At 34.7% G+C, this 21,269-nt stretch carries 27 protein-coding genes; 6 read left to right on the forward strand and 21 right to left on the reverse strand.

The genetic code is table 11. From position 1 onward, the window contains the following. Window positions 1-373 precede the first annotated feature (373 nt). Genes AC0L3Q_RS18930 through AC0L3Q_RS18955 form a run of 6 tightly spaced genes read left to right on the forward strand, consistent with a single transcriptional unit; the run spans window position 374 to window position 5,146 of the window. On the forward strand, window positions 374-1,114 hold the full coding sequence (locus AC0L3Q_RS18930) for a DJ-1/PfpI family protein (protein WP_473281946.1): 741 nt from the start codon (window positions 374-376) through the stop codon (window positions 1,112-1,114). Between the two features lie 2 nt (window positions 1,115-1,116). Then, window positions 1,117-1,647: a GNAT family N-acetyltransferase gene (locus AC0L3Q_RS18935; protein WP_473281948.1), complete on the forward strand. Its 531-nt coding sequence runs from the start codon at window positions 1,117-1,119 to the stop codon at window positions 1,645-1,647. A gap of 8 nt (window positions 1,648-1,655) precedes the next feature. Further along, complete coding sequence (locus tag AC0L3Q_RS18940) at window positions 1,656-2,549, forward strand: ketopantoate reductase C-terminal domain-containing protein (RefSeq protein WP_473281950.1); 894 nt, start codon at window positions 1,656-1,658, stop codon at window positions 2,547-2,549. A gap of 13 nt (window positions 2,550-2,562) precedes the next feature. Continuing rightward, the gene (locus tag AC0L3Q_RS18945) at window positions 2,563-3,555 is read left to right on the forward strand and encodes an NAD(P)-dependent alcohol dehydrogenase (protein WP_473281952.1); all 993 of its coding nucleotides are present in this window, start codon (window positions 2,563-2,565) and stop codon (window positions 3,553-3,555) included. Next, window positions 3,552-3,917 (forward strand): glyoxalase superfamily protein, encoded by a 366-nt coding sequence (locus AC0L3Q_RS18950; RefSeq protein ID WP_473281955.1) that lies wholly within the window; start codon window positions 3,552-3,554, stop codon window positions 3,915-3,917. The genes AC0L3Q_RS18945 and AC0L3Q_RS18950 overlap by 4 nt, the downstream gene beginning before the upstream one ends. A 53-nt stretch (window positions 3,918-3,970) precedes the next feature. Beyond that, window positions 3,971-5,146: a multidrug effflux MFS transporter gene (locus tag AC0L3Q_RS18955; RefSeq protein ID WP_473281957.1), complete on the forward strand. Its 1,176-nt coding sequence runs from the start codon at window positions 3,971-3,973 to the stop codon at window positions 5,144-5,146. 28 nt (window positions 5,147-5,174) lie between these two features. Here AC0L3Q_RS18955 and AC0L3Q_RS18960 read toward each other — a convergent pair whose 3' ends face one another. The 21 genes from AC0L3Q_RS18960 to AC0L3Q_RS19060 all read right to left on the reverse strand — a co-directional run bounded on the left by AC0L3Q_RS18960 (window position 5,175) and on the right by AC0L3Q_RS19060 (window position 21,260). Beyond that, a complete protein-coding gene (locus AC0L3Q_RS18960) occupies window positions 5,175-5,591 on the reverse strand; it encodes a DUF6326 family protein (protein ID WP_473281959.1) in 417 nt (138 codons plus the stop codon). Between the two features lie 47 nt (window positions 5,592-5,638). Further along, window positions 5,639-6,043 carry a hypothetical protein gene (locus tag AC0L3Q_RS18965; protein ID WP_473281961.1) on the reverse strand — a complete coding sequence of 135 codons (405 nt, stop codon included), beginning with the start codon at window positions 6,041-6,043 and terminating at the stop codon, window positions 5,639-5,641. 120 nt (window positions 6,044-6,163) lie between these two features. Further along, window positions 6,164-6,889 (reverse strand): S41 family peptidase, encoded by a 726-nt coding sequence (locus AC0L3Q_RS18970; RefSeq protein ID WP_473281963.1) that lies wholly within the window; start codon window positions 6,887-6,889, stop codon window positions 6,164-6,166. After that, window positions 6,886-7,200, reverse strand: coding sequence for a hypothetical protein (locus AC0L3Q_RS18975; protein ID WP_473281965.1), 315 nt, complete (start codon window positions 7,198-7,200; stop codon window positions 6,886-6,888). Before AC0L3Q_RS18975 ends, AC0L3Q_RS18970 begins: the two co-directional genes overlap by 4 nt. Before the next feature lie 47 nt (window positions 7,201-7,247). Further along, window positions 7,248-7,994, reverse strand: a complete 747-nt coding sequence (locus tag AC0L3Q_RS18980; RefSeq protein WP_473281967.1) for an HD domain-containing protein — start codon at window positions 7,992-7,994, stop codon at window positions 7,248-7,250. Further along, a complete protein-coding gene (locus AC0L3Q_RS18985) occupies window positions 7,994-8,581 on the reverse strand; it encodes an NAD(P)H-dependent oxidoreductase (protein WP_473281969.1) in 588 nt (195 codons plus the stop codon). The genes AC0L3Q_RS18980 and AC0L3Q_RS18985 overlap by 1 nt, the downstream gene beginning before the upstream one ends. Before the next feature lie 23 nt (window positions 8,582-8,604). Beyond that, on the reverse strand, window positions 8,605-9,045 hold the full coding sequence (locus tag AC0L3Q_RS18990; protein WP_473281972.1) for a carboxymuconolactone decarboxylase family protein: 441 nt from the start codon (window positions 9,043-9,045) through the stop codon (window positions 8,605-8,607). 62 nt (window positions 9,046-9,107) lie between these two features. Then, window positions 9,108-9,683: a Crp/Fnr family transcriptional regulator gene (locus AC0L3Q_RS18995; protein WP_473281974.1), complete on the reverse strand. Its 576-nt coding sequence runs from the start codon at window positions 9,681-9,683 to the stop codon at window positions 9,108-9,110. Window positions 9,684-9,737: 54 nt separating this feature from the next. After that, window positions 9,738-10,274, reverse strand: coding sequence for a hypothetical protein (locus tag AC0L3Q_RS19000; RefSeq protein ID WP_473281977.1), 537 nt, complete (start codon window positions 10,272-10,274; stop codon window positions 9,738-9,740). 2 nt (window positions 10,275-10,276) lie between these two features. After that, entirely contained in the window at window positions 10,277-10,867 is a 591-nt protein-coding gene (locus tag AC0L3Q_RS19005) for a hypothetical protein (protein ID WP_473281979.1), read from the reverse strand. A 51-nt stretch (window positions 10,868-10,918) separates the two neighbouring features. Next, window positions 10,919-11,518 (reverse strand): hypothetical protein, encoded by a 600-nt coding sequence (locus AC0L3Q_RS19010; RefSeq protein ID WP_473281981.1) that lies wholly within the window; start codon window positions 11,516-11,518, stop codon window positions 10,919-10,921. A gap of 568 nt (window positions 11,519-12,086) precedes the next feature. Beyond that, entirely contained in the window at window positions 12,087-13,187 is a 1,101-nt protein-coding gene (locus AC0L3Q_RS19015; protein WP_473281983.1) for a serine hydrolase domain-containing protein, read from the reverse strand. 7 nt (window positions 13,188-13,194) lie between these two features. Continuing rightward, the gene (locus AC0L3Q_RS19020; protein WP_473281986.1) at window positions 13,195-13,911 is read right to left on the reverse strand and encodes a GNAT family N-acetyltransferase; all 717 of its coding nucleotides are present in this window, start codon (window positions 13,909-13,911) and stop codon (window positions 13,195-13,197) included. Beyond that, window positions 13,911-14,471 (reverse strand): nuclear transport factor 2 family protein, encoded by a 561-nt coding sequence (locus AC0L3Q_RS19025; RefSeq protein ID WP_473281988.1) that lies wholly within the window; start codon window positions 14,469-14,471, stop codon window positions 13,911-13,913. Before AC0L3Q_RS19025 ends, AC0L3Q_RS19020 begins: the two co-directional genes overlap by 1 nt. Further along, window positions 14,456-14,866, reverse strand: a complete 411-nt coding sequence (locus tag AC0L3Q_RS19030) for an NADPH-dependent FMN reductase (RefSeq protein WP_473281991.1) — start codon at window positions 14,864-14,866, stop codon at window positions 14,456-14,458. The genes AC0L3Q_RS19025 and AC0L3Q_RS19030 overlap by 16 nt, the downstream gene beginning before the upstream one ends. A gap of 117 nt (window positions 14,867-14,983) precedes the next feature. Further along, on the reverse strand, window positions 14,984-15,562 hold the full coding sequence (locus tag AC0L3Q_RS19035) for an NAD(P)H-dependent oxidoreductase (protein WP_473281994.1): 579 nt from the start codon (window positions 15,560-15,562) through the stop codon (window positions 14,984-14,986). Between the two features lie 51 nt (window positions 15,563-15,613). Further along, complete coding sequence (locus AC0L3Q_RS19040; protein ID WP_473281997.1) at window positions 15,614-16,534, reverse strand: NAD(P)-dependent alcohol dehydrogenase; 921 nt, start codon at window positions 16,532-16,534, stop codon at window positions 15,614-15,616. A 109-nt stretch (window positions 16,535-16,643) separates the two neighbouring features. Further along, a complete protein-coding gene (locus AC0L3Q_RS19045) occupies window positions 16,644-16,991 on the reverse strand; it encodes a DUF983 domain-containing protein (RefSeq protein WP_473281999.1) in 348 nt (115 codons plus the stop codon). 11 nt (window positions 16,992-17,002) lie between these two features. Then, the gene (locus AC0L3Q_RS19050; protein ID WP_473282002.1) at window positions 17,003-17,875 is read right to left on the reverse strand and encodes an SDR family oxidoreductase; all 873 of its coding nucleotides are present in this window, start codon (window positions 17,873-17,875) and stop codon (window positions 17,003-17,005) included. A 198-nt stretch (window positions 17,876-18,073) separates the two neighbouring features. Beyond that, the gene (locus tag AC0L3Q_RS19055; RefSeq protein ID WP_473282005.1) at window positions 18,074-19,867 is read right to left on the reverse strand and encodes a tetratricopeptide repeat protein; all 1,794 of its coding nucleotides are present in this window, start codon (window positions 19,865-19,867) and stop codon (window positions 18,074-18,076) included. A 148-nt stretch (window positions 19,868-20,015) separates the two neighbouring features. Beyond that, window positions 20,016-21,260 (reverse strand): alpha/beta hydrolase-fold protein, encoded by a 1,245-nt coding sequence (locus AC0L3Q_RS19060; protein ID WP_473282007.1) that lies wholly within the window; start codon window positions 21,258-21,260, stop codon window positions 20,016-20,018. Window positions 21,261-21,269: the final 9 nt, after the last annotated feature.

Below are 21,269 nucleotides of genomic sequence, written 5' to 3' on the forward strand. Positions count from 1 at the left end.
GAAAAGGAAGCTTTATCTTGGAATAGGTTTATTTATTAATCTGCCAAGGCTATAACTATGCATATAAGTTTCATTCTAATTGAAAACATATATAATGGCTAGCTTTACTTTTTTTATTCTATTTAAACTAGAATACATTACATACGTTATCCTAATAGTAAAAAGTTTGAAAAGATTAGGTAAAACGTATTATGTAAGACGAATTGAATAGTGAAAATGATTCTTTCTAAATTCAACCAGAGTAAAAATTCCCGTTTAATATTATATCCCAAGATAATTTAAAGCCTAAAGAAAATTTGCTTTCTTAAACCAGTTTAATTCTTTCCCTGTTTTTGGATAATATTTTTGTAGCATATTATTAAAATTTAAAGCCATGAAAACTATATCATCATTATTAATTTTTACAACAATTTTAGTACTTAGTTGTAACTCAAAGGAACAAAAAGAAGAATCTTCAGTTCCCAAAGAAGCTAAAGTTGAGACAATAGCAAAACACATAAAACCTTTCAATAAAGACCTGCCTACGATTGGACTTTTAATTTATGATGGAGTACTCATAACTGAAGTTACGGCTACTGCCGATGTTTTCTCTAAACCAACAAAAGATAAAGAACAGCTTTTTAATGTTATTACCGTAGCAGGGCATAAAAATCCGATTGTAGCCGAAGAGGGTTTAACCTTGATAGCCGATTACACTTTTGACGAATGCCCAGGATTAGAAGCACTTTTTATACCAAGTGCATATGATATGTATTCTCAGGTTAGGGACAAGAATTTGATACAGTTCATTCAAGAGAAAAATAAAGAGACGAAATATACCGTAAGTAACTGTGCTGGAGCTAAGTTGGTTGGTGTTTCAGGTATAGCCAAAGGCAAAAAAATAGTTACTTATATAGGTGGTGGAGAGCAGCTTCAAAAGGATTATCCAGACTTATTGGTCCAAGATGATGCTGAGACCACATTTGTTGAAGATGGTAAATTTAGTTCCTCAAATGGCAACTTAGCAAGTTATATCTCAGCTTTGAACTTAGTCGAAAAAATGACATCAAAGGAGCATAGAGAGTTCGTGGAATCTTATTTATATCTTGACCGTTTACAAAATTGGAAAAAATAAATATGGTGAAATTCGAAAATTATATCATAAGACCTCTTGAAAATAACGACTTAGCCCCTTATTTTGTTTTGGTAGAAAGAAATAGAAAACGACTGGAAGATTTTTTCACAGGAACTACGTCAAGAACAAAAAGTAAGGAAGATACCGAAGTTTTCTTAGCTGAAATGATAAAAAGAAGAGAAGCAAAAACCTATTTTCCTTTTGTACTAGTGGATAGTAAAACAGGGCATTTTATTGGCTTTTTTGATTTAAAGAATGTAGACTGGTCAATACCCAAAACAGAAATAGGGTGCTATACTGATAAAGATTTTGCTGGCAAGGGTATCACTTCGAAAGCTATGAAGTATTTCGTAGCATATTGCTTCGAGGAATTTGGGTTCAAGAAAATATATTTAAGAACTCATGAGTCCAATAAAGCAGCACAAGCTATTGCAGAAAAATGTGGGTTTGAGAAAGAAGGTATTATAAGAATGGATTATAAAACAACCTCCGGTGAATTAATTGATTTGATTTATTACGGTAAGTTAAAGTAGTTTCAAATATGAGTAATGGAAAAACACATATCGGTATACTTGGAATTGGTGCCATAGGTAGTGCCATTTCTTGTCTATTGAAAGAAAATATATCACTCGACTTACACTTTTACAATCGAACTCCAAAAGATACTATAAGGGTCCTATATAATGGTATAGAAAGTGAAATTCTGGTAGATGTCATAAACAATTACAATCAAGAATTGGACTGGTTAATAATATGTCTAAAAGAACATCAATACGATAGTGCTGATGATGTGTTTTTAAAATTGATAAAACCGTATACCAAATTAGTATCTATTAGAAATGGATTATATCATAAAATTCCCTTGTTGAAATACACAGAAGAAGAAAACATTTTAGAATGTATTATCGATTGTCCTACGCAGCGTAGGCAAGATGGCGTTTACGAAAGACTAAATACATCTAAACTAACAGCACCTCAGAGCAAGTTGGCGCAGGATTTTGAAAATCTTTTCAAAAGTGAAAGTATAGAGATTGAACAAACCGTCGATTTTAAAACATCATGTTGGAAAAAGGTATGTGAGAGTTCTGCACTTGGTTCCATTCTATGTTTAAGTGGTGAAACTTGCTGGATTTTTCAAGATGAAGAATTGCTCGAATTGTACAAAACAGCTTTAAAAGAAGCTACGCAAGTAGCTATAGCGGACGGAGCTAAAATAGAAGTTGATTTTATTGATAAAATGGTTACTAAATTGTTGTCTTATCCTCCAGAAAAGTCTAGTTCAATGCTCACAGATAGACTCAATGGAAAACCAATAGAACTAGGTGCCAAGAATGGAGTCATTGTAGAACGAGGCAAACAAAATGGTATGCCAACGCCAATTAATGATTTGTTTGTAACGCTGCTTAAAAAAACGAATACTGAGTCTAGAAATTGAGACATTATCATAAATGAAAGCTATCAGAGTTCTTACATACGGTGATTTTGATAATATCAGATTCGAAGATGTTGAAAAACCAAAACCTTCTGATAACGAGGTTTTAGTAAGAATGGTATGTTCCTCAGTAAACTATGCTAATGTATCTCACGTAAAAGGAAAACCCTTTTTAATTCGCTTATGGTTAGGGATATCTAAACCTAAAAAAAATATCATTGGTGGAGATATATCAGGTTACGTTGAAGAAGTTGGAAAAAATGTATCAAATTTTAAGGTAGGTGATGTTGTTTTTGGGGATAACGGTGATGACAAGATGAGTGCATTTGCGGAGTATGTCTGCGTTAACCAAAGTAACCTTGTGCATAAGCCTTCGAACGTGTCTTTTGAAGCAGCTGCTGGATGTGCTCAATCTGCTGTGGTAGCTTTACAAGGACTCCGAGATAAAGGGCGATTAAAAGAAAATCAAAAAGTACTTATTTGTGGAGCTAGTGGAGGTATTGGAACTTTTGCAATACAAATAGCCAAAACATTTGGAGCGGAAGTTACAGCGGTTTGCGGGTCAAAAAATTTAGATGTAATGAAGTCTTTGGGAGCAGACCACGTAATTGATTACAAAAAAGAAGATTTTGTAAATGGAAGAATAAAATATGACCTTATAATAGCCATTGCTGGCTTTCGTTCGATTTTTAAATACAAATCTATCCTTTCAAAAGAAGGTACATATGTAGTTATAGGCGGAAAAATGAAACAGATTTTTCAAGCACTACTATTAGGGCCTTTATTATCTTTTTTAGATAAGCAAAAGTTTACCAATCTTACCCATAAAGTAAAACAAAGCGACTTAAATACTATTGCTTCTTTATTGAAGTCTGGGGCTGTTAAAACCCACGTAGATTGGGTTTATAATTTAAAAAAAGCCAAGGAAGCTTTAATACACTACGATAAGAAAAGTAAAAGTGGAAAAATAATCATTGAGGTCTGTAAACCAAAACCAAACTATAAATGAGTAAGCTATTTTCGCACGCATCTTGCGTATTGCCCGTATCAAATATCGATAAGTCCATTGAATTCTACACCAATAAACTTGGATTTGAAGTTATCTTTTCTTGGAATTCACCAATTGATTATGCTATCATAAAAAGAGAAAAAATTGAAATTCATTTAACCTTAAAAGAAGGGTATAAAAAAGGAGAATTTATTCATACCAATATTTATGTGTTTGTTAATGATATTCAACGCTTGCATGAAGAGTATACTTCAAAGCAAGTAGCTTTTCATCGGGATTTGAATGACCAAAAATATGGAATGGCAGATTTTGATGTTATGGACTTAGACGGTCATATACTTACTTTTGGAATGACTACTTAATTTCTTAAGCCAGTTTAAGAAGCCCATGAAGTCAAAGGCTCACCTTTGACTTCATGGATTTTCAAAAATCAAACCACACCGAATTTGTCATTATACTGGCATTGTTAATGGCATCTTATACCCTGACTATTAATATGTTGCTTCCTGCATTTGACGCTATGTCCAAAAGTTTAAAGTTGGACGATAAAAGTCAAATTCAGCTAAGTGTTTCTTTGCTATATATGGGAACAGGAATTAGCCAACTATTTTATGGAGCATTAGCAGATGCTTTTGGTAGAAAGAAGATTATTTATTTAGGATATATCCTATTCTTAACAGGCTGCTTACTTTCTTTTTCGTCATGGAATATCCAAAGTCTGCTTGTTGGCCAGATTATACAAGGTGTTGGGTTGGGGGCACCAAGAGTGCTAAGTATCACTATTGCGAGGGATAAATTTGTAGGTGAAAAAATGGCTAAAACCATATCACTTGTTGTGGCGATTAATATTATTGTCCCAGTAGTATCTCCCATCTTAGGAAAGTTCATTTTGGAAGCATCAAGCTGGAGAATGTTGTTTGTTACATTCTTTTGCTTCGGTTTAATTGCTTTTTTCCTGTTTGGTCTTAGGATAGAAGAGACATTATCAAATGAGAAAAGAAAAAGTTTCACTTTTAAACAGATATCAAAAGCAATCTTAGAAATATTTAGAAACAAGAAATCTATTGGATATACAATAATAGCTGGTTTGTTTTCAGGAGTATTTATTGCTTATTTAAACCTGTCTCAAGAGATTTTTGAGTTTCAATATCAGTTAGGCAATCAATATCCTTTTTATTTCGGATTCTTAGCTTTTAGTATAGGACTAGCTTTGGTTTTCAATGCCAAACTGGTAGAGAAATTAGGAATGAAGTTATTAGTGAAATCTGCTATAATATGTAGTAGTATTGTTTCTGTAATGATTTTAGGGTTTGAGCAACCACTCTCACTTTGGATGTTCATTTTATTTATGTTCCTGTTGCTGTTTAGTTATGGTATTTTGGTTGGTAATTTAACTTCTCTGGCGATGATTCCTTTTGGCCATATTGCTGGTATGGGGTCATCAATAATTGGCTCTATATCTACATTGGTAGCTGTTCCTTTGTCCATTATTGTTGGGGCTTGTTATGATGGTACAGCATCAATCTTGGTGTTTTCTTTTTTTACAATAGGAATTATATCGATATTAATTTATCGATTTATTGATAATTAAAATTGAGCAACTTTGTATGTTATCAAGCTTAATGTTTTGACCAATGCCAAGCATGCCAAATAATTGAGCCAAAAACAAATAGTTCTGCAAATTGGTATAGTAAATAGAAAGAATACCATCCCCCGATACCATTAATTTCACCAATGACAATTAATAAGGACATCGAAGCCCATAATAGTGCCACGACCACATTAAGCCATTTATTGATTTTTGGTTTTAAAATTACCGAGAGAACAATCATCAACGAGGGGACTATCAAGATTAGAGAAAAAATCACAAGTAATTCTGGTGTGGCATCGCCAACAGGTGTTTTTAGATTCATCACCTCCTCAATTTTACCTGGTGTTTTCAATTCAAAATAATCGGCATAAATATAAAGGGTCATAAGGCACGCCCAGTGAGCAGCCAATTTAGTTTTTGTATTCACTTTGTTGTCTACAAGCATAGTATTCTATTTTATGATTTGATATTTTTAGGAATTGAGATTCAAGTTTAGTCTTTGACTTCATAGTCATTGGATTTTTCCTTATAGAAGAATGCCAAATAGCCAACTAGTATTCCTATTACTATAAAACCAATAGGCATTGCCCAAGGAATTTTTGCCGTGTCGCTAATAGATTGAAGCATAAGTTCCGGAAATACAATTAGAAAAAGTCCTTTCAACAAAAACATAAACCCTAGCAAAGTAACCATAACCTGCAAGATATTTTTCCATAAACAATGACTTACTAAAATTGTCATCCCGATAAAAAAATGAACCATTCCGGAAAGATTAATTAATACCGGGTCGGAATCTGTATGAGCAATCATCTTTGAATAATATTCATCAGACACTAAAAATCCTATACCCGTTATGATAAGATAAATACCTGTTATTTTTCCAATTTTATATGACATCGATGTTCTTATTTATTTAAAATTAGATAAATGTATCTAACACATTTTTTCTTGCTAATTTGTCAAAGCCTATATTATAAAGAACTTCAGGCCTTGTATTTTTTTATGATTGAACTCTTCCTAGTTCTCCTGTAATTTTTTTAATGCTTTAGCATAAAAATCTGATTCTCCCTTCTTTTTGATTAAGTTTTCCAAAGCTTTTTTATGAGCAACATTTAGGGCTTTTTCTTTCTCTACAAGAATATCAGGGTTTACACCTTTACCTTCCCAATTAGTATTAGTGATAGGGTTGATAGCCTTTGCGGTTGGTGTCCAAACATTAAAATATTTTGAAATATTGATACGGCCTCCAGGGTGTGCGCCACCTCCTGTAACTTCTCCAATAATCATTGCTCTTTTGAGATGTTTTAAATCATAAGCGAATTCTTCTGCTGCCGAAAAGGTTCTTTCACTTGTTAATACATACAAATCTATATTAGGAAGTCTTTTATTTTCAGGATGGGGAATTGTCCAAAACTGCTTTGTTGAATTACTTTCTCTCTTGTAGAAAGAATTCAATAAAAAAGGGTCTCCATCAAAAAAATAGCTGATTATCCATTGTACCATTTGAGGTGTGCCTCCTCCATTATTGCGAAGGTCAAAAATAATGGCTTCCGAATTGCTTATAAACTCAATAATATTATCAGCAATTGAAGAGGCTAGTTCAGGCTCACTAAAACGGGTTATGTTAACATAGCCTATGTTACCCTCAAGAATACGTACTTCTTTAAATCCGTAATTGGTGCGTTTCAGCCAATTAATATAATCCTGTTGTTTTTTAATACTGTCTTGCGGGGTTACGGTCATATTTCTTTTTTTATCCTTTCTGGCTCAAAAAGAATTCTTAGATGTCTGTCATTATTAAGGTACTGAACATCCTTTGTAAGCTGCTTTGCGAAAACTAGTCGATTGGTAATAGTGTCGTAAATACCTTTATCAAGGTTTGTTTGTATTTTCTTTGCTAATTGCTCTGCAATTTCTGGAAATACGTAGTTTTTAATAAGTGTTTGAGATACTTTTCCAACTACATCTTTCTTCTCTGATTTAGTTAGTGAATTTTGAGCTATGACGGACTGAAAAATCAATAATAGAAAGAAAAGAACTAATGCCTTTTTCATAATTTAATAGGATTAAGATTGGTTTTTGTTTTTGAACAAATTTGGTGCTAAGTGAGCTTGTCTAAAGCGTTCTTACGTGCTAATTTGTCAAAGCCCATATTATAAAGAATTTCAGGCCTTGTATTTTTTTTATGATTGAACTCTTTCATAGTTCTGGTAATTTCATCTATGAACTGGGTTCTATGATATTGTTTAATTACACTCTGTAAAAAATCTTTATCTAACTGAAACGAGTTTGCACCAATAACATCCATAATAACGCCTTTTGATAAGCAATAGGCTTCATTGCCATAAATACCTTTATCTACTATAGGATTTAGGTGTAGTGCAATAACGTTTTGAGCCAATTTTGCTCGCTTTGCATCAAATTCGTTTTCAATTAAAAAATCTTCGGCAAACTTTCCTCCATAACTGGCAAAACATTGAGAACTACAAACATGTTTATGGTTATCTGTTAACCCTATATCATGTAGAATTGATGAAACAAACAATAATTCTTCATCAATACGTAATCCTTCAGATAATGAAAAGCCTGCGCTCCAATAATAAGACCTGAAACAATGGTTAAAAAGCATTTCATTAGACTCATCCATGACACGTTCTACAGCCATAAGTGAGATTTTAGAATCTGGGACTCTAATGTTTTCAAGACTAAAATCCTTGTAGGTTCTTAATCCTAACTTTTTGAATAGTTTATTGAGATTTTCTTGAATTTTTGCGCTTATCAACATTCGTTTGAAAGTACGCGTCTGACTTTTAGATAGAATACCATTTTCGGGAATAATAATATCCATTACTCTGTTGATTGATTTAGTTGTCCGATGTTTTCTATGAGGTGCTCTTTGTACGTTTTCAAATCTTCTTCTATAGTAGGGTTATGGTAAATGTCAAATGTTCCAAATGAAGGAAGCTGCTTTATACCAAAATATCGGTTTGACATATGAAAAGGTAAAAACACATCATCAGGGGTTTTGTCTTTCATTAAGAAAGCTTCTCTATTGTTAAATACACTTTCAGGCGTATTCCAAGTGGTTGTGAGCATATAACTTTTATCCGTTAGATTTCCTCTTGTACCATATTCCATAGTTTCAGAATCAGGTATAAAAAAACGTAGGCGACCTGCACCAAAGACCCTATCCATAAAAGTTTTGAATTTTCCAGGAATGGAAAACCAAAAAACAGGGGTTTGATAAATAAGCACATCCGCCCATATGATGTTTTGTATGGCTTCCTCAACATCATAACCTTCGTCTATAATTATACTTTTGGTTTCGTAGCCTAACACTTTGAGGGTATGTTGAGCTACGGTAAAAAAGGCATGGTTAAGCTCACCTTTTACATGGCTTACTTTTTCATGCCCGTTTATTAATAATGCTTTCATTGATTGTGATTGGTTTAGGCCTTTTAATCCTGAGGTAAAGGTTTATTTGTACTTATAGCAATTCTGTTCCAGGCATTTATGGTTACTATAGCCATAACTATTTGAGAAAACGTCTGCTCATCAAAATGCTTTAGCACATCTTTATAGATAGCTTCTGTTAAGCCATCTTTGTTTAAAACCGTTAGTTCTTCAGTCATTTTTAGTAAAGCGATTTCATCATCAGAGAACCAGTCTGTTTTTCTCCAACCATCTAACACATAAATACGTCTTGGGTTTTCACCTGCCTTTAAGGCTTCATTAATGTGCATATCAATGCAGAAAGCACATCCATTAATTTGGGAAGCTCTTATCTTGATTAAATTTTTCTGGGTTTCACTTAAGTTAGATTTGGCCAAATACCCTTCTAACGCAAACATGGCTTGGTAAGCAGTAGGTTCTGCTATGTCAATTTGTATTCTTTCCATCGATAAATAATTTTGTTTTGGGCAAAACTATTCAATGGTCAAGGCTAAAAACTTAAACTGGTTTAAGAACGTTTCTTGGCTCTTATCTCACTTACATATTCTGGAGTAAGCCCCAAGTATGAGGCAATCAAATATTGTGGCACACGCTGTGCGAACTGCGGAAATCTTTCTGTAAAATGATAGTAAATTTCTTCTTTGGAATAATCGAATACATATTTCATTTTCATTAATGAAGCTCCATAAGAAATCTCATAGATTTTTCTGAAATAGGTTTCTAGCGAAGGAAAATTTTTGAGAAGCTTCTCTTGATTTTCACGACTAATTCTAAGGAGCGTAGTGTTCTCAACAGCTTGAATAGTAAAATCGGTAACCACACCTTTATTGAAAGCTAAGTTATCGGTCATCCACCAATTTTCGATAGCAAACTGAACAGTTCTTTGTATTCCGTTTTCTCCTGTAAAGTACATATGAAGACAACCTTCTAAAACATAATAATTACAATTACATTTAGAGCCTGCTGAAAGAATAATATCCTTTTTGCGATACATTTGAATATCGAAATAGTCTTGAATTCTATCAAAGTCCTCCTTATCGAATTGAGTAAATGTTTTAATATGTTCTAAAAATTGTATCAACATTTTTGGTCTATAGTACTGTGTATTTTAGTCTTACAAAGATAAAAATCTCGCCCTTTAAAATTTAAATTTACCATGTAAAGACAATAAGCTAGGAGTTCCATAAGCTCCATAAACAGATTTGTTGAAATGAAGGTCATGCTCAACTTCTAAAGAAAAATTACTTTTAATATCATACCCCCAGCCATTTTTAAACTTGAGTTGGGGTGGTGGTAAATCAATCTGTAATTTGTCACGTTCCATTTCTAGTTCTATTCCTGTGTATAGATATAGTCTATCTGTAAAATATATTTTAGTCAGAAGCGGAGTTTTAAAAACATCAGCTATCAGAAAAGTATCGTACTCTCCTTGCCATTCCAAAAAAACATTTTTACTAACCCTATGACTAAATTTGAAGTTTGCATGTTGTTCTGAACTCCACCAAACTCTGGGGTAAGCAAAATCGCTAACAGTTAATCCTGTAAAGGCAATAGGAAACTGAGTTTCTATTGCCTTTTGCTCTTGACTATTTATTACTATAGAAAATAACAACCCAAATCCCACTATAGTTATAAAACTATACCTTGAAATCTGTATTTGAGCATATTTTTTCATTATCAAAACCTGTAGCCGATTCTTAAATGGAGATTTATGGCCAGCTCTCCTTTGTCTTTTTCAAATCCTGCATCTTTGGCAAAAAAGTGTATGTAGCCAATTCCTGCTCCCGCTTCATAATTGAAGTGCTTTCCTAAGTTTCTTCTTATTCCCCAAGTTGGAACAATAGAAAGATTATTTACCATATTTACATCCTCATCATCTCCGAACTCAATTAGTAAATCTTCAAGACGTAAACTAGATTTTAATGCAAAGAAGTTACCGCTGTTACCATCAATTGATTTTGACTGGCTCGCTCTCTTATTTAGATTATAGTACCATCTAGGCTCTAGTGTCAATACTGTAGAGAATAAAAAGCCTGCATCAGGGTAGTAGTCGTCATTTTCATAGGCATCAAAACCTATTTCAGTTCGTAAGGCTAGTTGATTGGCTAGTTTTAGTTCATTGTGAACCCATAGTCCTGCAAATCCTGCTTGAATGCCAAAGACTGATTTTTCTACGCTAGCATTTTGTGAATTACTTGTTTGCGTGTCTTGGGCTTTAGCTGTTAAAATAGAACCTAATAGAATTGCAATGAAGAATGTTTTTTTCATGATGAATGTGTTTTAAATTAAGTATTTGTGTTAAAAAATGTTCTATGCTTATTACCATTCTGATACAGTACGTTCTGTTAAATCGCCAAAATAAGTGCCTGTGATTTCTGTGCCGTTTTCTGAAGTGAGGTTATAGGATATTGAATAGCCATCAATGGTTTTTGTAACTTTCAATTCTCCATCTACTATATTTAGCTTGGTATCGGGAATACCAAAGCAATTGGTTTCGATATATCGGAAATCGAAAAACACCTCTGAGTTACCCATAATACCCAACTCTGCATCATTATCAGTATAGTTGTAAGTGCCTGATTCTAGTCTGCTATCATGGTCTAAACGAAGCCAAATCGAAACCCCGTGATTCAAATTTTCAGCACTTGGACAAGGAGGGCGTACTTGTGGGTCTAAAGAGGCGTATTCTCCGTCAATAAATTTTAAGGCAAACCAACCGAATTCTTCATTGGATTGGAAGTCCTGATAGTATTCGAATGGGTACTCCTCCAAATATCCATTCGGGGTTAAATAAGTAGTTGAGCTATTTACAATGAACTCATTTGTTAGGTTGATAATCGGAACTTTGTCATCATCTGAATTACATCCTGATAATGCTATTACTAATAAAAGTAGCGTTGTTTTGATTTGAATTTTCACTTTAATTTTCTTTAGAAATTAATAGCGATAAATCTATCAGGCTACTTTGATAAAAAACTTAAGCTAGTTTAAGAATGGTTTGATGTAATGTTAAAATCTAAATTGGTGTTTTGCTTGCAAAATAGTATTAAGAGGTAAGCTAGGTGAGTTAATTTAAATAGAGAAAGCTTAAAATAGGAGAAAATGGAACTAAAGCGTATTTCAGAATTGCTTTGTTTTTGATTTAGCTATTATAGTTTTTTATCTTTGTACTGAAAGTCAAATAGCATCATTTGCAATCAAGTAGACCGTCAACAATTCGGTCAACAGATTTTGTAACGAAGTTTTTAGAACCAGAAAAATCTCCACATTCGCCGAAAAGCTAGAAGTATGTGGAAGTCATAAGGACAAGGAGTTAAACCCTGCCGTGGTCACAAATAGGTAGTTTGAATCCTGCCATGGTCACTGAAGGCAGGTTTGAATCCTGCCGAGGTCACTTAAGAATAGAAAGCTCACCGATTGGTGAGCTTTTTTATTTGAATTATAGACTACTTAGGAGAAATACAGAATAACTATGATTTTTAAGTGATCATTTTACACTTTCAACAATAGCATTTACCAATTCATAGGTATTAAACGAAGGCGTGGCCTGTGATATACAATACGAAAGCACGGTTTTGGTGCTTACGCAATACCCAATATACGTACCATAAAATCCATAATGCCCAAAGAAAGTATGATTATTGTATACAGACTTATAAACTCCCAACCCATATGGAAGGTGGTCATTTATAGTAGGCTGTACCGCAATCATTTTCTGTAATGATGTTTCAGAAATAAGTTTTTTGTTAAAAAGGGCTTCAATAAAAGTAGCCAAATCTTGGTGCGTACTCACCAACCCTCCTCCAGACCAATCAAAAGAGGTATTTACCGTATCAAAATCGATGTTACCTATATACTGATGCAATCTGGCTTTATGGGTGTCGGTTTTTTCATAAAACTCAAAGTAAGTATCTTTTAAATCCAGCGGACGCAAAATACGATCTCGAATGGATCGCGATAATGACTTTTGTTCCAATTGTTCTATTAATAAACCTAGCAGTACATAGTTCATGTCAGAATAATGCCAACCCTTATCAGGTCTAGATTTAGTTTCTTTATGTAACCCAAATTCAAAATACAAATCGACTATATCTTTAGGTTGGTATTGCCGTTCTGGATTTTGCATGACACGCTCAAAAAAAGCCTCCTGTTTGTCATTAAAAATATCTGCTAATCCACTTTTGTGAGATAGTAGCTGTTCAATACTTATTTCTTTAGCAAAAGCTAAGTTGTCATAATAATGAAATTCATCCAACTTCAAATACTCGATATCTTTAAGGTATGGATATATCTTATCCGAAAGACTAAGCTTTCCTTCTTCCTGTAATTGCAAAATAATGGTGGATACAAACAACTTTGTACTACTGGCAATTCTAAACTGGTCTGTTGATAATGCTTTCTCTCCTTCTTTTTTACGCAGTCCAACCACTTGATCCATAAGTACGCCATCCTGGTTTTTTATATACACAGAAATGCTATATACAGGGTTTTCTGATATGGAGTCTAATTTACTAGACAAAAGTTGATTTATATTTTGAGCATTAGCAGGAATCATAACGCTGAACAGGATTAAACAAATGTACTTCATAATTGTTCTATTGAATGGTGTATGACTTTAAATATCCCTGGTTCTGAAAACCAAGCTTCTGATAAATAGGTGCTCCTAATTTTGAAGCTACCAGATGAATATAATCACTTTCGTTTCTTAATGCTACAGAAAGTAAATGTTGGGTCATTTTCTTGCCTAATCCCAATCCTCGGTATTCTTTTTTAGCTCCAATCATATGTAGTCCCGAATCACCATTAGCATCTACAAATACGATTCCACAACTTACATATTTATTTTCATGTTTTCCTAAGAATAACTGAACTTTTGTACTTTGAATTAAAGGCGCGATAGTACTCTCATAAATGTGGTAACCAAATGCTGCAGACGCAATTTTTGCAAATGTTCGTGCACTCAAAATGTCTGTTACTTTTTCAATTTCAGGATAGAAAGTAGCATGAATCTTCTCGTTAATTTTTTTCGTCATTGCCGCTACAGAAGATGTCTGAGTAAATCCCTTTGATCGTAAGAGCATTTCAAGTGCTTCATTTTCCTCTACCGCTGCGAATTTGGAGAGATGATGATTTGTGATCTTTTGTTTTAATGTTTCAATATGATATTCTTTAAGATCGAATATTTTAGAGGGCCAAGTGGCATCTTTGGGGGAAAGACTGGAAAACCCATCATATTGATGGAAATATTCTCCCACTTGACCGATATGTCTCCAAAATTCAAATTGATGTTCTATAGCCGCAGGTATCATCATTATGCATATTCAATAGTTGAAGCTTCAATAAGAGCTGCAGAATCTTCGTAGAAACGATATTCTTTTATCATTTCATCTTCAATCACACAAAGTTGTACCCAATTGCTATTGAACAGTTTCCCTGAGCTTTTAACCAAATGCGAGAAGGTACCTTTGGCAACCACCAAATTATCGGCTGCTTCAACAACGGTTTCTACTACAAATGCTTTGGTTTCAAAAAGGGCTACAATGTTGTTCAAAAATTGTTTTGCTTCCTTTCGGGTGCGATAAATACCATGAAGCTGTTCTGTGGGTCGCTCCTCTTCTTTTACACTCACGATATAGCAATCTGGATGAAAAACACTAAGTACCGCTTCTAAATCTCCATGTTGAAAAGCATTGAAATAGGCCTGCACTACTTCTGCATTGGTTTTCTTCGGTTTAGGGTTTGATGCTACAAAAGCGGAAAACGCTTTATCCAGATGATGTAACTCTGTTGCATCTTTGATGACATTTTGATCCGTATCAAAAGCCTCATTAAAACTGCCAAGAGAATAGGTAGCACTTAGAACTCCCCCCATAATGGAACTAATTTTGCCAATATTGATAAGTGGGTTCGTGCACCTGTAGCGCCAGGAGAAGTACTTAACAACAAGACCGGTTTTTCTCCAAAGAAACGTTGAGTGATCACAGAGAGCCAATCCAAAGTGTTTTTCAAAAATGCAGATGGCAAACCATTGTGTTCTGGCGAGGCTATAATAAAACCCTCACTTTCTTGAAAAATCGCATACAACTCTTGTATTGATTTTGGAATTCCCGTAGCCTGTATTTGAGGTGAATAGATGGGGGCTTCAAATTTTTTAAGATCGATAAATCGGATATCATGATTGGGATATCTTTTAATTACTGAATGGATCAGTTTTTCGTTAATGGAATCCTGGCTGTTACTGCCAGAAAAGGCTAAAATATTTTTCATTTCATTCTATTTTTAATTAATACTGATACAAATTTCCTGATACCTATCTCAAAACATTTGTTTGAGCAGAAATTTGATTTGTTCTAAAAGTGATTTCGTTTGTACGTTATTTCATTTTCATTGTACTCTTGCTCCTAGTTGATTTACTTTGGTAAGCCAATGATTACGTTGTTTTTCTGTCGAGTCTTTGACTGCAGCGAGATATGTGACTTTTACCGGCTTTACACCGCAGAACTCCAGAACTCCTTTTTTAAACTGATTAATGGCTGGGTTTTTCATCACCAAACTATTGTACCAACTCACCGTATCTGCGGTTACAATAATTCGTGCTGTTTTCCCTTTCAATAATTTATCTGGAAACAATTTTCCTTTTTGATATTTGAAAGTTATCCCTGGTAAAAAAGTACGATCGATAAAGCCTTTCAGTAAAGCAGGAATGCCATACCACCACATCGGAAAAACCCAGACTAAATGTTCGGCTTCCTTTATTTTCTTGATAGCCATCTCCAAATCAGGCTCCAATGCATATGGAATTCTGTAGCCGTATTTCAAATTCGGATCAAACTGAAGCTCCGAAAGGTTTATAGTTTCTACCCTCGCACTTCCTGAGATTGCCCCTTTTTTATAACTTTCGGCCAATGCCCAGTTAAAACTTTCTTTATCAGGGTGTCCGTTGATGATAAGTACTTTTTTCATGTTTGTTCATTTTTTTAATGCTTCAACCAGGCTTAGCACAGATTGATAATTTTAATTTTGAATGACGACTGAAATGTTTCCTCGTTTTCTTCCCGAATCCACATATCGATGCGCTTCACGAAGGGTTTCTAAACCGTATTCTTTGTCTATATATGGTTTTAATTGCCCAGTTTCTGCCAGTTGACGTATCTTTAAAAGCAGTTCGACGCTTTCTTTGGTGAGCATTTTTGTGGAAACAAACTTCCCACCATTGTTTAATACCCTTTTGGCATCAGACTTTGAAGTTTTACCTACGGTATCAAATACAATATCGAAGCGTTCAGATAGGTTAGCATAATCCTGTTTTTTGTAATCGATTACAGCTTCAGCACCTAATTGTTCAACCATCTCTACATTCTCGGTGCTACACACTCCCGTAACCTGTGCCCCAAAATGATTGGCAATTTGCACCGCATAGCTCCCCACACTACCAGAAGCTCCGTAAATGAGTACTTTCTGGTTTCTTTTAATATTCGCTTTTTCCAGTATATACTGAGCGGTCATACTGCCGATTGGTAATACAGCAGCTTCCTTGTGAGAGAGGTTCCTTGGTTTTTTGGCAACCACACCATGGTTCCAACGCTCAGGGATACACATATATTCAGAATAGGCTCCTGTTTTTAGCATGGACGTGGTACCAAAAACCTCATCTCCTACTTTAAACTTTAATACTTTACTTCCTACTTGTTCAATCACTCCGGACCATTCGTGACCTAAGATCCGCTTCCTTGGACGGAACAATCCAAAAATCAAACGTGCGGGTAACCATACCATTGCTGGAAAATCAGAGGCACGTAACCTTACATCACCAGCAGTAACCGAAGTAGCGTGTACCTTCACCAAAACTTCATTAGATTTTGGTGTGGGTTTTTCCAACTCCTTCAATTCTAGGACTTTTGACGAACCATATTTAGAATACACTACTGCTTTCATTTTTAGAAGTTTTATACTTGCTGGTTTAATTGATAATTTGATGGTTCAAAGATGCGAATGACAAGGTCGTCAGTCGTTCTGAAATGAAATCCCGAACTAATTTCTGTTTTTAAACGCCTTTCAATAGGTAAATCCAGATTATTCGCGCAATCCGCATATTAAAAGAGGATAACAACAAAATAGTGATGGCTATCCATGGTAGGATTCGTAGATCAAATGCGTTTTCAAAAAAGAAAGTTCCAATGACAAATACTGTAATTGCTTCAGCAATTCCCAAAGCGTAACTTACGTACATCGCACCAAAGAAAAACCCTGGTTCTTTTTCGAATGCAAATCCGCAATGCTCACACTCTTTGTTCATTCTAGGTTTACTAAAATTGAAGTAAATGTTCTTTTCGTTATAAACATGTCCTTTACCACAGTTTGGACATTTGTTACTTAACATTTTATGTATCATGACTTTAAATTTTAATTATTTTTTGCTTCTGCGAAATAGAAATCTCTTAGCTTATGCTTTCCGTAGCGCATTGCCACGTTGTCATTGGCCATCAGGGTCAAAAAGAATTCAATTGGGCCATAGGTCTCTACAGTAGTAAATTTTCGGACCGACCAAAGAGAGAAACGCCTTATCCAATCTGGCAAATGCCAAATATTAGGTACTTTACCATGGGCATCAAATGCCAATTCTGCAATCTCATTTTGCGTTAGTACATCTGGTCCTCCTACTGAACAGTCATTAACAGATTCGTCAATCATTGTCAAGATGATTTCTGCCAAATCTGCTCCGTGAATGGGATTCATCAATTGCTCCCCTTTTCCGAAGAGAAATACGCGTCCCTTACCTGCCATTTGCAGAAAGTCTTTCATATCAGAGAAAAATCCATTGGGTCTAATCACGGTATACTCCAACCCTGACTTTTTTAGTTCATCTACAAAGGCTTCTTTAGCTTCAAAAATTTTAAGGTCTCGATGCTGGTCACCATTAATAGCGGATACATAAATAAACTTCCGCACACCTGATCTTTGGGCTTCTTGAAGTAGATTTAAATTAGCTTGGTAATCTACATCCATATACGTGAATCCATCTTTTTGACGCGTGATACCTATGGTAGAAATCACTGTATCAATTCCTTCACAACTCCCAGAAAGCGTATTGGGTTCTGTAACCGTAGCCTCCAAAATTTCTATCTCTGGAGACTGATATTGCGCTAATTTTTCTTTCTTTCGGGTAAGCAGTCTTGCTGCCAATCCCTGTGCTATCATGATTTGTGCTATATGATTTCCTAAATAGCCTGTTGCCCCTGCAAGTAGAATACGTTTGTTATTTGCCTTTCTTAACATCATAATAAATTTTGATGGTACAAAGATGATTTTGAAAGGAAAGACAATCGTTCTGAAATGAAATTCAGAACCTATAAAATGAAAATCAGAACTTTTTGACTACGATTCTCGAAAAAATTGAATAAGTAGCATTAAATACTTGTGATTACAACTCAGATGCTAGAAATGAGATTTTGAAACTGTGCACGAGCATCCCAACTAGGCATTATTCTTCAACCATTGCTTGGGCGTCATGCCTACTACTTTTTTAAAGTATGTATTAAAAACGGTTTTGGAGTTAAAACCGCTTTCGTAGGCCAATCCCAACAAGGTCAAATGGTTGTTTTCTGGTAACAAAGCTATTTTTTTGAAATACTCGAGACGCTTACCGTTCACTAGTTCAGTGAAATTTGTTTGAAGACCATCATTAATGAATTTTGATAATCGATTGGGGTGGATGGCCAATTCTTCTGCCAAAGAGCGAAGCGATAATTCTGGCCAAAGAAAAGCCTCTTTACCAATTAAAACTTCGTCCAACTCATTTTTTAATTCATCAGATTCTTTTTGGGTAAAGGATGGGATGTTATCCGTTTTTGCGGTTTCAACAGAGAAGGTTGTGGCTTCGATTCCTTTAAACACTGAATCCCTTAATTCTTTGAAAACTTTAGTTCCTCGTATAGGCTCTAGGAATGGATCAAATTGAAAATTAATGATTTGCCCAATACGCTCATCCACCATTTTCTCAAAGTGTTCGAGCGCAAGATCCGTTTTTTGACAATGTACCAAATAATAAAAATCCCAATACACCATCAAGTTCAAATTTTCTGACACTAGCGCTTCATCGTATTCTGGAATCTTTTGATGGTGAACTGCTTCATAAATAGCATTAATCATAGTCACAAAATTATCACTCAGAAAGGATTTGGCATACGTAAGCATTATTTCTTTTTGCTTTAAAAACAACAGACATGCTACCTTTAAATGTCGGCTTAATGCAAAACTATTGTCAAGTTTGAGCGAATTTTCAAAGCTATCTAATGCAGTTTCGTAGTCTCCTTGCAAATAATGTATATTTCCTTGGGTATAATAATGATTTGGAGATAATGGGTTAATTTTTAGAATCTGTTCAGTCTGTTCCAAAGCCCTGTCAAAAAAACCTGTTGCCGTATACAATTCTGCAAGGGCTTCCATACCTTCAGAGAAATGTGAATTTATTTTGAAACAACTTTGGAGATCGTGATACCCTTCTTCAAACCGCCAATTCCCCCAAAAATGTATTGTTGCTCTAGCAAAATACCCAGTATAAGAATCAGGGTTCATTACTAAACCCCTATCCAGGAATTCATTTGCTTTTTTAAGCCCATTTTCTCTATCCATATGTCCCCAACTTGCATTAATGGCATAACACCAGCCGATAGCTATTACGGGGTCGGCATAAGAAGCATCAAAATCTGCAGCCTTTTGATAAAAACCAATAGCCTTTTCAATATTTGGCAAATTCCAGGTGAGCTGAAAATATCTTCCTTTCAAATAGAGTTGATACGCCGTAAGGTTTTGTGTACGAACAGTGGATAGAGTTTCGTCAATCTCGATATGTCCAAAATTCTCTCGGATTTTATCGGCTATCAGAAGACTAATTTCATCCTGAAGTTCAAAAACATCATTGAGTTCTCTATCAAACTTTTCGGACCACAACAGAAAACCGGTATCTGTTCGTGTAAGTTGCGCAGAAATGCGTATTCGCTCTTTCGCAATCCGGATACTTCCTTCTACCGCATTGGTTACACCTAGTTCATTCCCTATAATCCGAATGTCGGTTGGTTTATTTTTAAATGTAAATGATGAAGTACGAGCGGTAACTTTAAGTCCATCAATCTTTGTAAGCGCATTAATAATTTCTTCGGTAATACCATCGGAAAAATATTCATAAGAACTATCACCACTCAGATTTTTGAATGGTAAGACGACAATAGATTTGTCTATAGATGATATATTGGAATTTGATAAATTCAACGTTTACAACTCCATGATAAATTTAAGAAAGTGCTAAAAAATATGTAATACTCTAATAGAGAATTTTGAATGCCTAACTAAAAACAGTTTATCATCTCACCTATTCAATGACTCCATACTTTTTTATTTGAATGAGATTTGAACTCGCTTACAGTTTTTCTAAGTTAGTTTTATATTCCTCTAAATTTGAATCCTTTTTTGTTTCTGCATATCCAATCGCCTTTTTGTAATATCGTATTGCTTTTGGTTTGTCTCCTTTGTTTGCATAAAACTCTCCCACTGCATTATGGATAACCGCTGATTCAGGGAATTTTTTTAGTCCTGCCTGATATGTTTTCAAAGCATCTTCATCCCTGTTATTCTTAGCAAAATAATTTCCAAATCTAATCGCCCATATTTCCAAAGTAGGATCATCAAGATACCCCTTAAACTCATTCACATACATTTCAAAACGCTCAAAATTATCCTCTTTCATAGCATTGAGTAACAAAAAATGTTTTGTAGTTCTATGAACGTCGGGAGAAATACCATAACGATGACCTCGATGATTGTAATAACGCTTAATATCCTCTAAATCTCCAAACTCGTCAAACTCTTTCAAGGTATAAAAGCGTAGTGTGTTATAGTCTTGAAAATGGTCTCTTAACCCATTATTTATAGTTTTGAATGGTGTTGTATAATGGTCTTCTTCTGATAGATTATCAATTTTCCATACGATATCAGAGGAATTCCTGGTTTTTAAGATGCTATCAGTTTTGTTCAGGGATTGTTCTATATAAGTTTCTTCTGGGGCTTTGGTAAAATATAGATAAACGGCTTTAGAACGATCATTGGTTATCTCCTTACTCAAAACAGCAACTCTATCGCGTGTAATATGCGTAGGGCTTGCCATAAAGAAGGCATTGAATGCATTTTGATGATGCGCCAAAATCTCTAATGCGAAACCTCCACACATTTCCCAACCAAAATACATGCGCTCTTTCTCTTTTAATGTTCTATAATTCTTGTCCACATGCGGGACTAGTTCATTAATCAAAAAGTTGATCAACTTATCTCCATCTTCATACAGGAGTTTTCTTCTTTTCTTTCGATCTGTGTTAATACCAACTACAATAAACTCTGGAGATTTGTCTTTGAATCTTAACATTCTTTGATAAGCGACTGGATGCAAAAAATATTCTTGTCCATCCATTACATACATCACTGGATATTCTTTTGTCGTTAACTTTTGATAACTCGGCGGTAGGTATATCTCAATTGCTCTTTTTTCGTCTAAGTATTTTGATGCTATTTCAATAGTGCTGGTAACTCCTATTTTTTCTGAGGACTCTTGTCCATAGGAGTATTTGGATATAAGGATAAAAACAAAGAGTACAATTACTTTTTTAAACATTACGATTCT

The organism is Aquimarina sp. KJ22-3, from assembly GCF_055808215.1.

Coding starts and splice junctions, on each gene's coding strand:
- AC0L3Q_RS19040 (WP_473281997.1), bottom strand. CDS start 16,534: ATGAAAGCAGTAGTGTATTCTAAATATGGTTCGTCAAAAGTCCTAGAA.
- AC0L3Q_RS18955 (WP_473281957.1), top strand. CDS start 3,971: ATGGATTTTCAAAAATCAAACCACACCGAATTTGTCATTATACTGGCA.
- AC0L3Q_RS19035 (WP_473281994.1), bottom strand. CDS start 15,562: ATGAAAAAAGTACTTATCATCAACGGACACCCTGATAAAGAAAGTTTT.
- AC0L3Q_RS18940 (WP_473281950.1), top strand. CDS start 1,656: ATGAGTAATGGAAAAACACATATCGGTATACTTGGAATTGGTGCCATA.
- AC0L3Q_RS19030 (WP_473281991.1), bottom strand. CDS start 14,866: ATGAAAAATATTTTAGCCTTTTCTGGCAGTAACAGCCAGGATTCCATT.
- AC0L3Q_RS19060 (WP_473282007.1), bottom strand. CDS start 21,260: ATGTTTAAAAAAGTAATTGTACTCTTTGTTTTTATCCTTATATCCAAA.
- AC0L3Q_RS19000 (WP_473281977.1), bottom strand. CDS start 10,274: ATGAAAAAATATGCTCAAATACAGATTTCAAGGTATAGTTTTATAACT.
- AC0L3Q_RS19050 (WP_473282002.1), bottom strand. CDS start 17,875: ATGTTAAGAAAGGCAAATAACAAACGTATTCTACTTGCAGGGGCAACA.
- AC0L3Q_RS18945 (WP_473281952.1), top strand. CDS start 2,563: ATGAAAGCTATCAGAGTTCTTACATACGGTGATTTTGATAATATCAGA.
- AC0L3Q_RS18965 (WP_473281961.1), bottom strand. CDS start 6,043: ATGTCATATAAAATTGGAAAAATAACAGGTATTTATCTTATCATAACG.
- AC0L3Q_RS18985 (WP_473281969.1), bottom strand. CDS start 8,581: ATGAAAGCATTATTAATAAACGGGCATGAAAAAGTAAGCCATGTAAAA.
- AC0L3Q_RS18930 (WP_473281946.1), top strand. CDS start 374: ATGAAAACTATATCATCATTATTAATTTTTACAACAATTTTAGTACTT.
- AC0L3Q_RS18995 (WP_473281974.1), bottom strand. CDS start 9,683: ATGTTGATACAATTTTTAGAACATATTAAAACATTTACTCAATTCGAT.
- AC0L3Q_RS19020 (WP_473281986.1), bottom strand. CDS start 13,911: ATGATGATACCTGCGGCTATAGAACATCAATTTGAATTTTGGAGACAT.
- AC0L3Q_RS18990 (WP_473281972.1), bottom strand. CDS start 9,045: ATGGAAAGAATACAAATTGACATAGCAGAACCTACTGCTTACCAAGCC.
- AC0L3Q_RS19015 (WP_473281983.1), bottom strand. CDS start 13,187: ATGAAGTACATTTGTTTAATCCTGTTCAGCGTTATGATTCCTGCTAAT.
- AC0L3Q_RS19045 (WP_473281999.1), bottom strand. CDS start 16,991: ATGATACATAAAATGTTAAGTAACAAATGTCCAAACTGTGGTAAAGGA.
- AC0L3Q_RS18950 (WP_473281955.1), top strand. CDS start 3,552: ATGAGTAAGCTATTTTCGCACGCATCTTGCGTATTGCCCGTATCAAAT.
- AC0L3Q_RS18980 (WP_473281967.1), bottom strand. CDS start 7,994: ATGGATATTATTATTCCCGAAAATGGTATTCTATCTAAAAGTCAGACG.
- AC0L3Q_RS18935 (WP_473281948.1), top strand. CDS start 1,117: ATGGTGAAATTCGAAAATTATATCATAAGACCTCTTGAAAATAACGAC.
- AC0L3Q_RS18975 (WP_473281965.1), bottom strand. CDS start 7,200: ATGAAAAAGGCATTAGTTCTTTTCTTTCTATTATTGATTTTTCAGTCC.
- AC0L3Q_RS18970 (WP_473281963.1), bottom strand. CDS start 6,889: ATGACCGTAACCCCGCAAGACAGTATTAAAAAACAACAGGATTATATT.
- AC0L3Q_RS19005 (WP_473281979.1), bottom strand. CDS start 10,867: ATGAAAAAAACATTCTTCATTGCAATTCTATTAGGTTCTATTTTAACA.
- AC0L3Q_RS18960 (WP_473281959.1), bottom strand. CDS start 5,591: ATGCTTGTAGACAACAAAGTGAATACAAAAACTAAATTGGCTGCTCAC.
- AC0L3Q_RS19025 (WP_473281988.1), bottom strand. CDS start 14,471: ATGGGGGGAGTTCTAAGTGCTACCTATTCTCTTGGCAGTTTTAATGAG.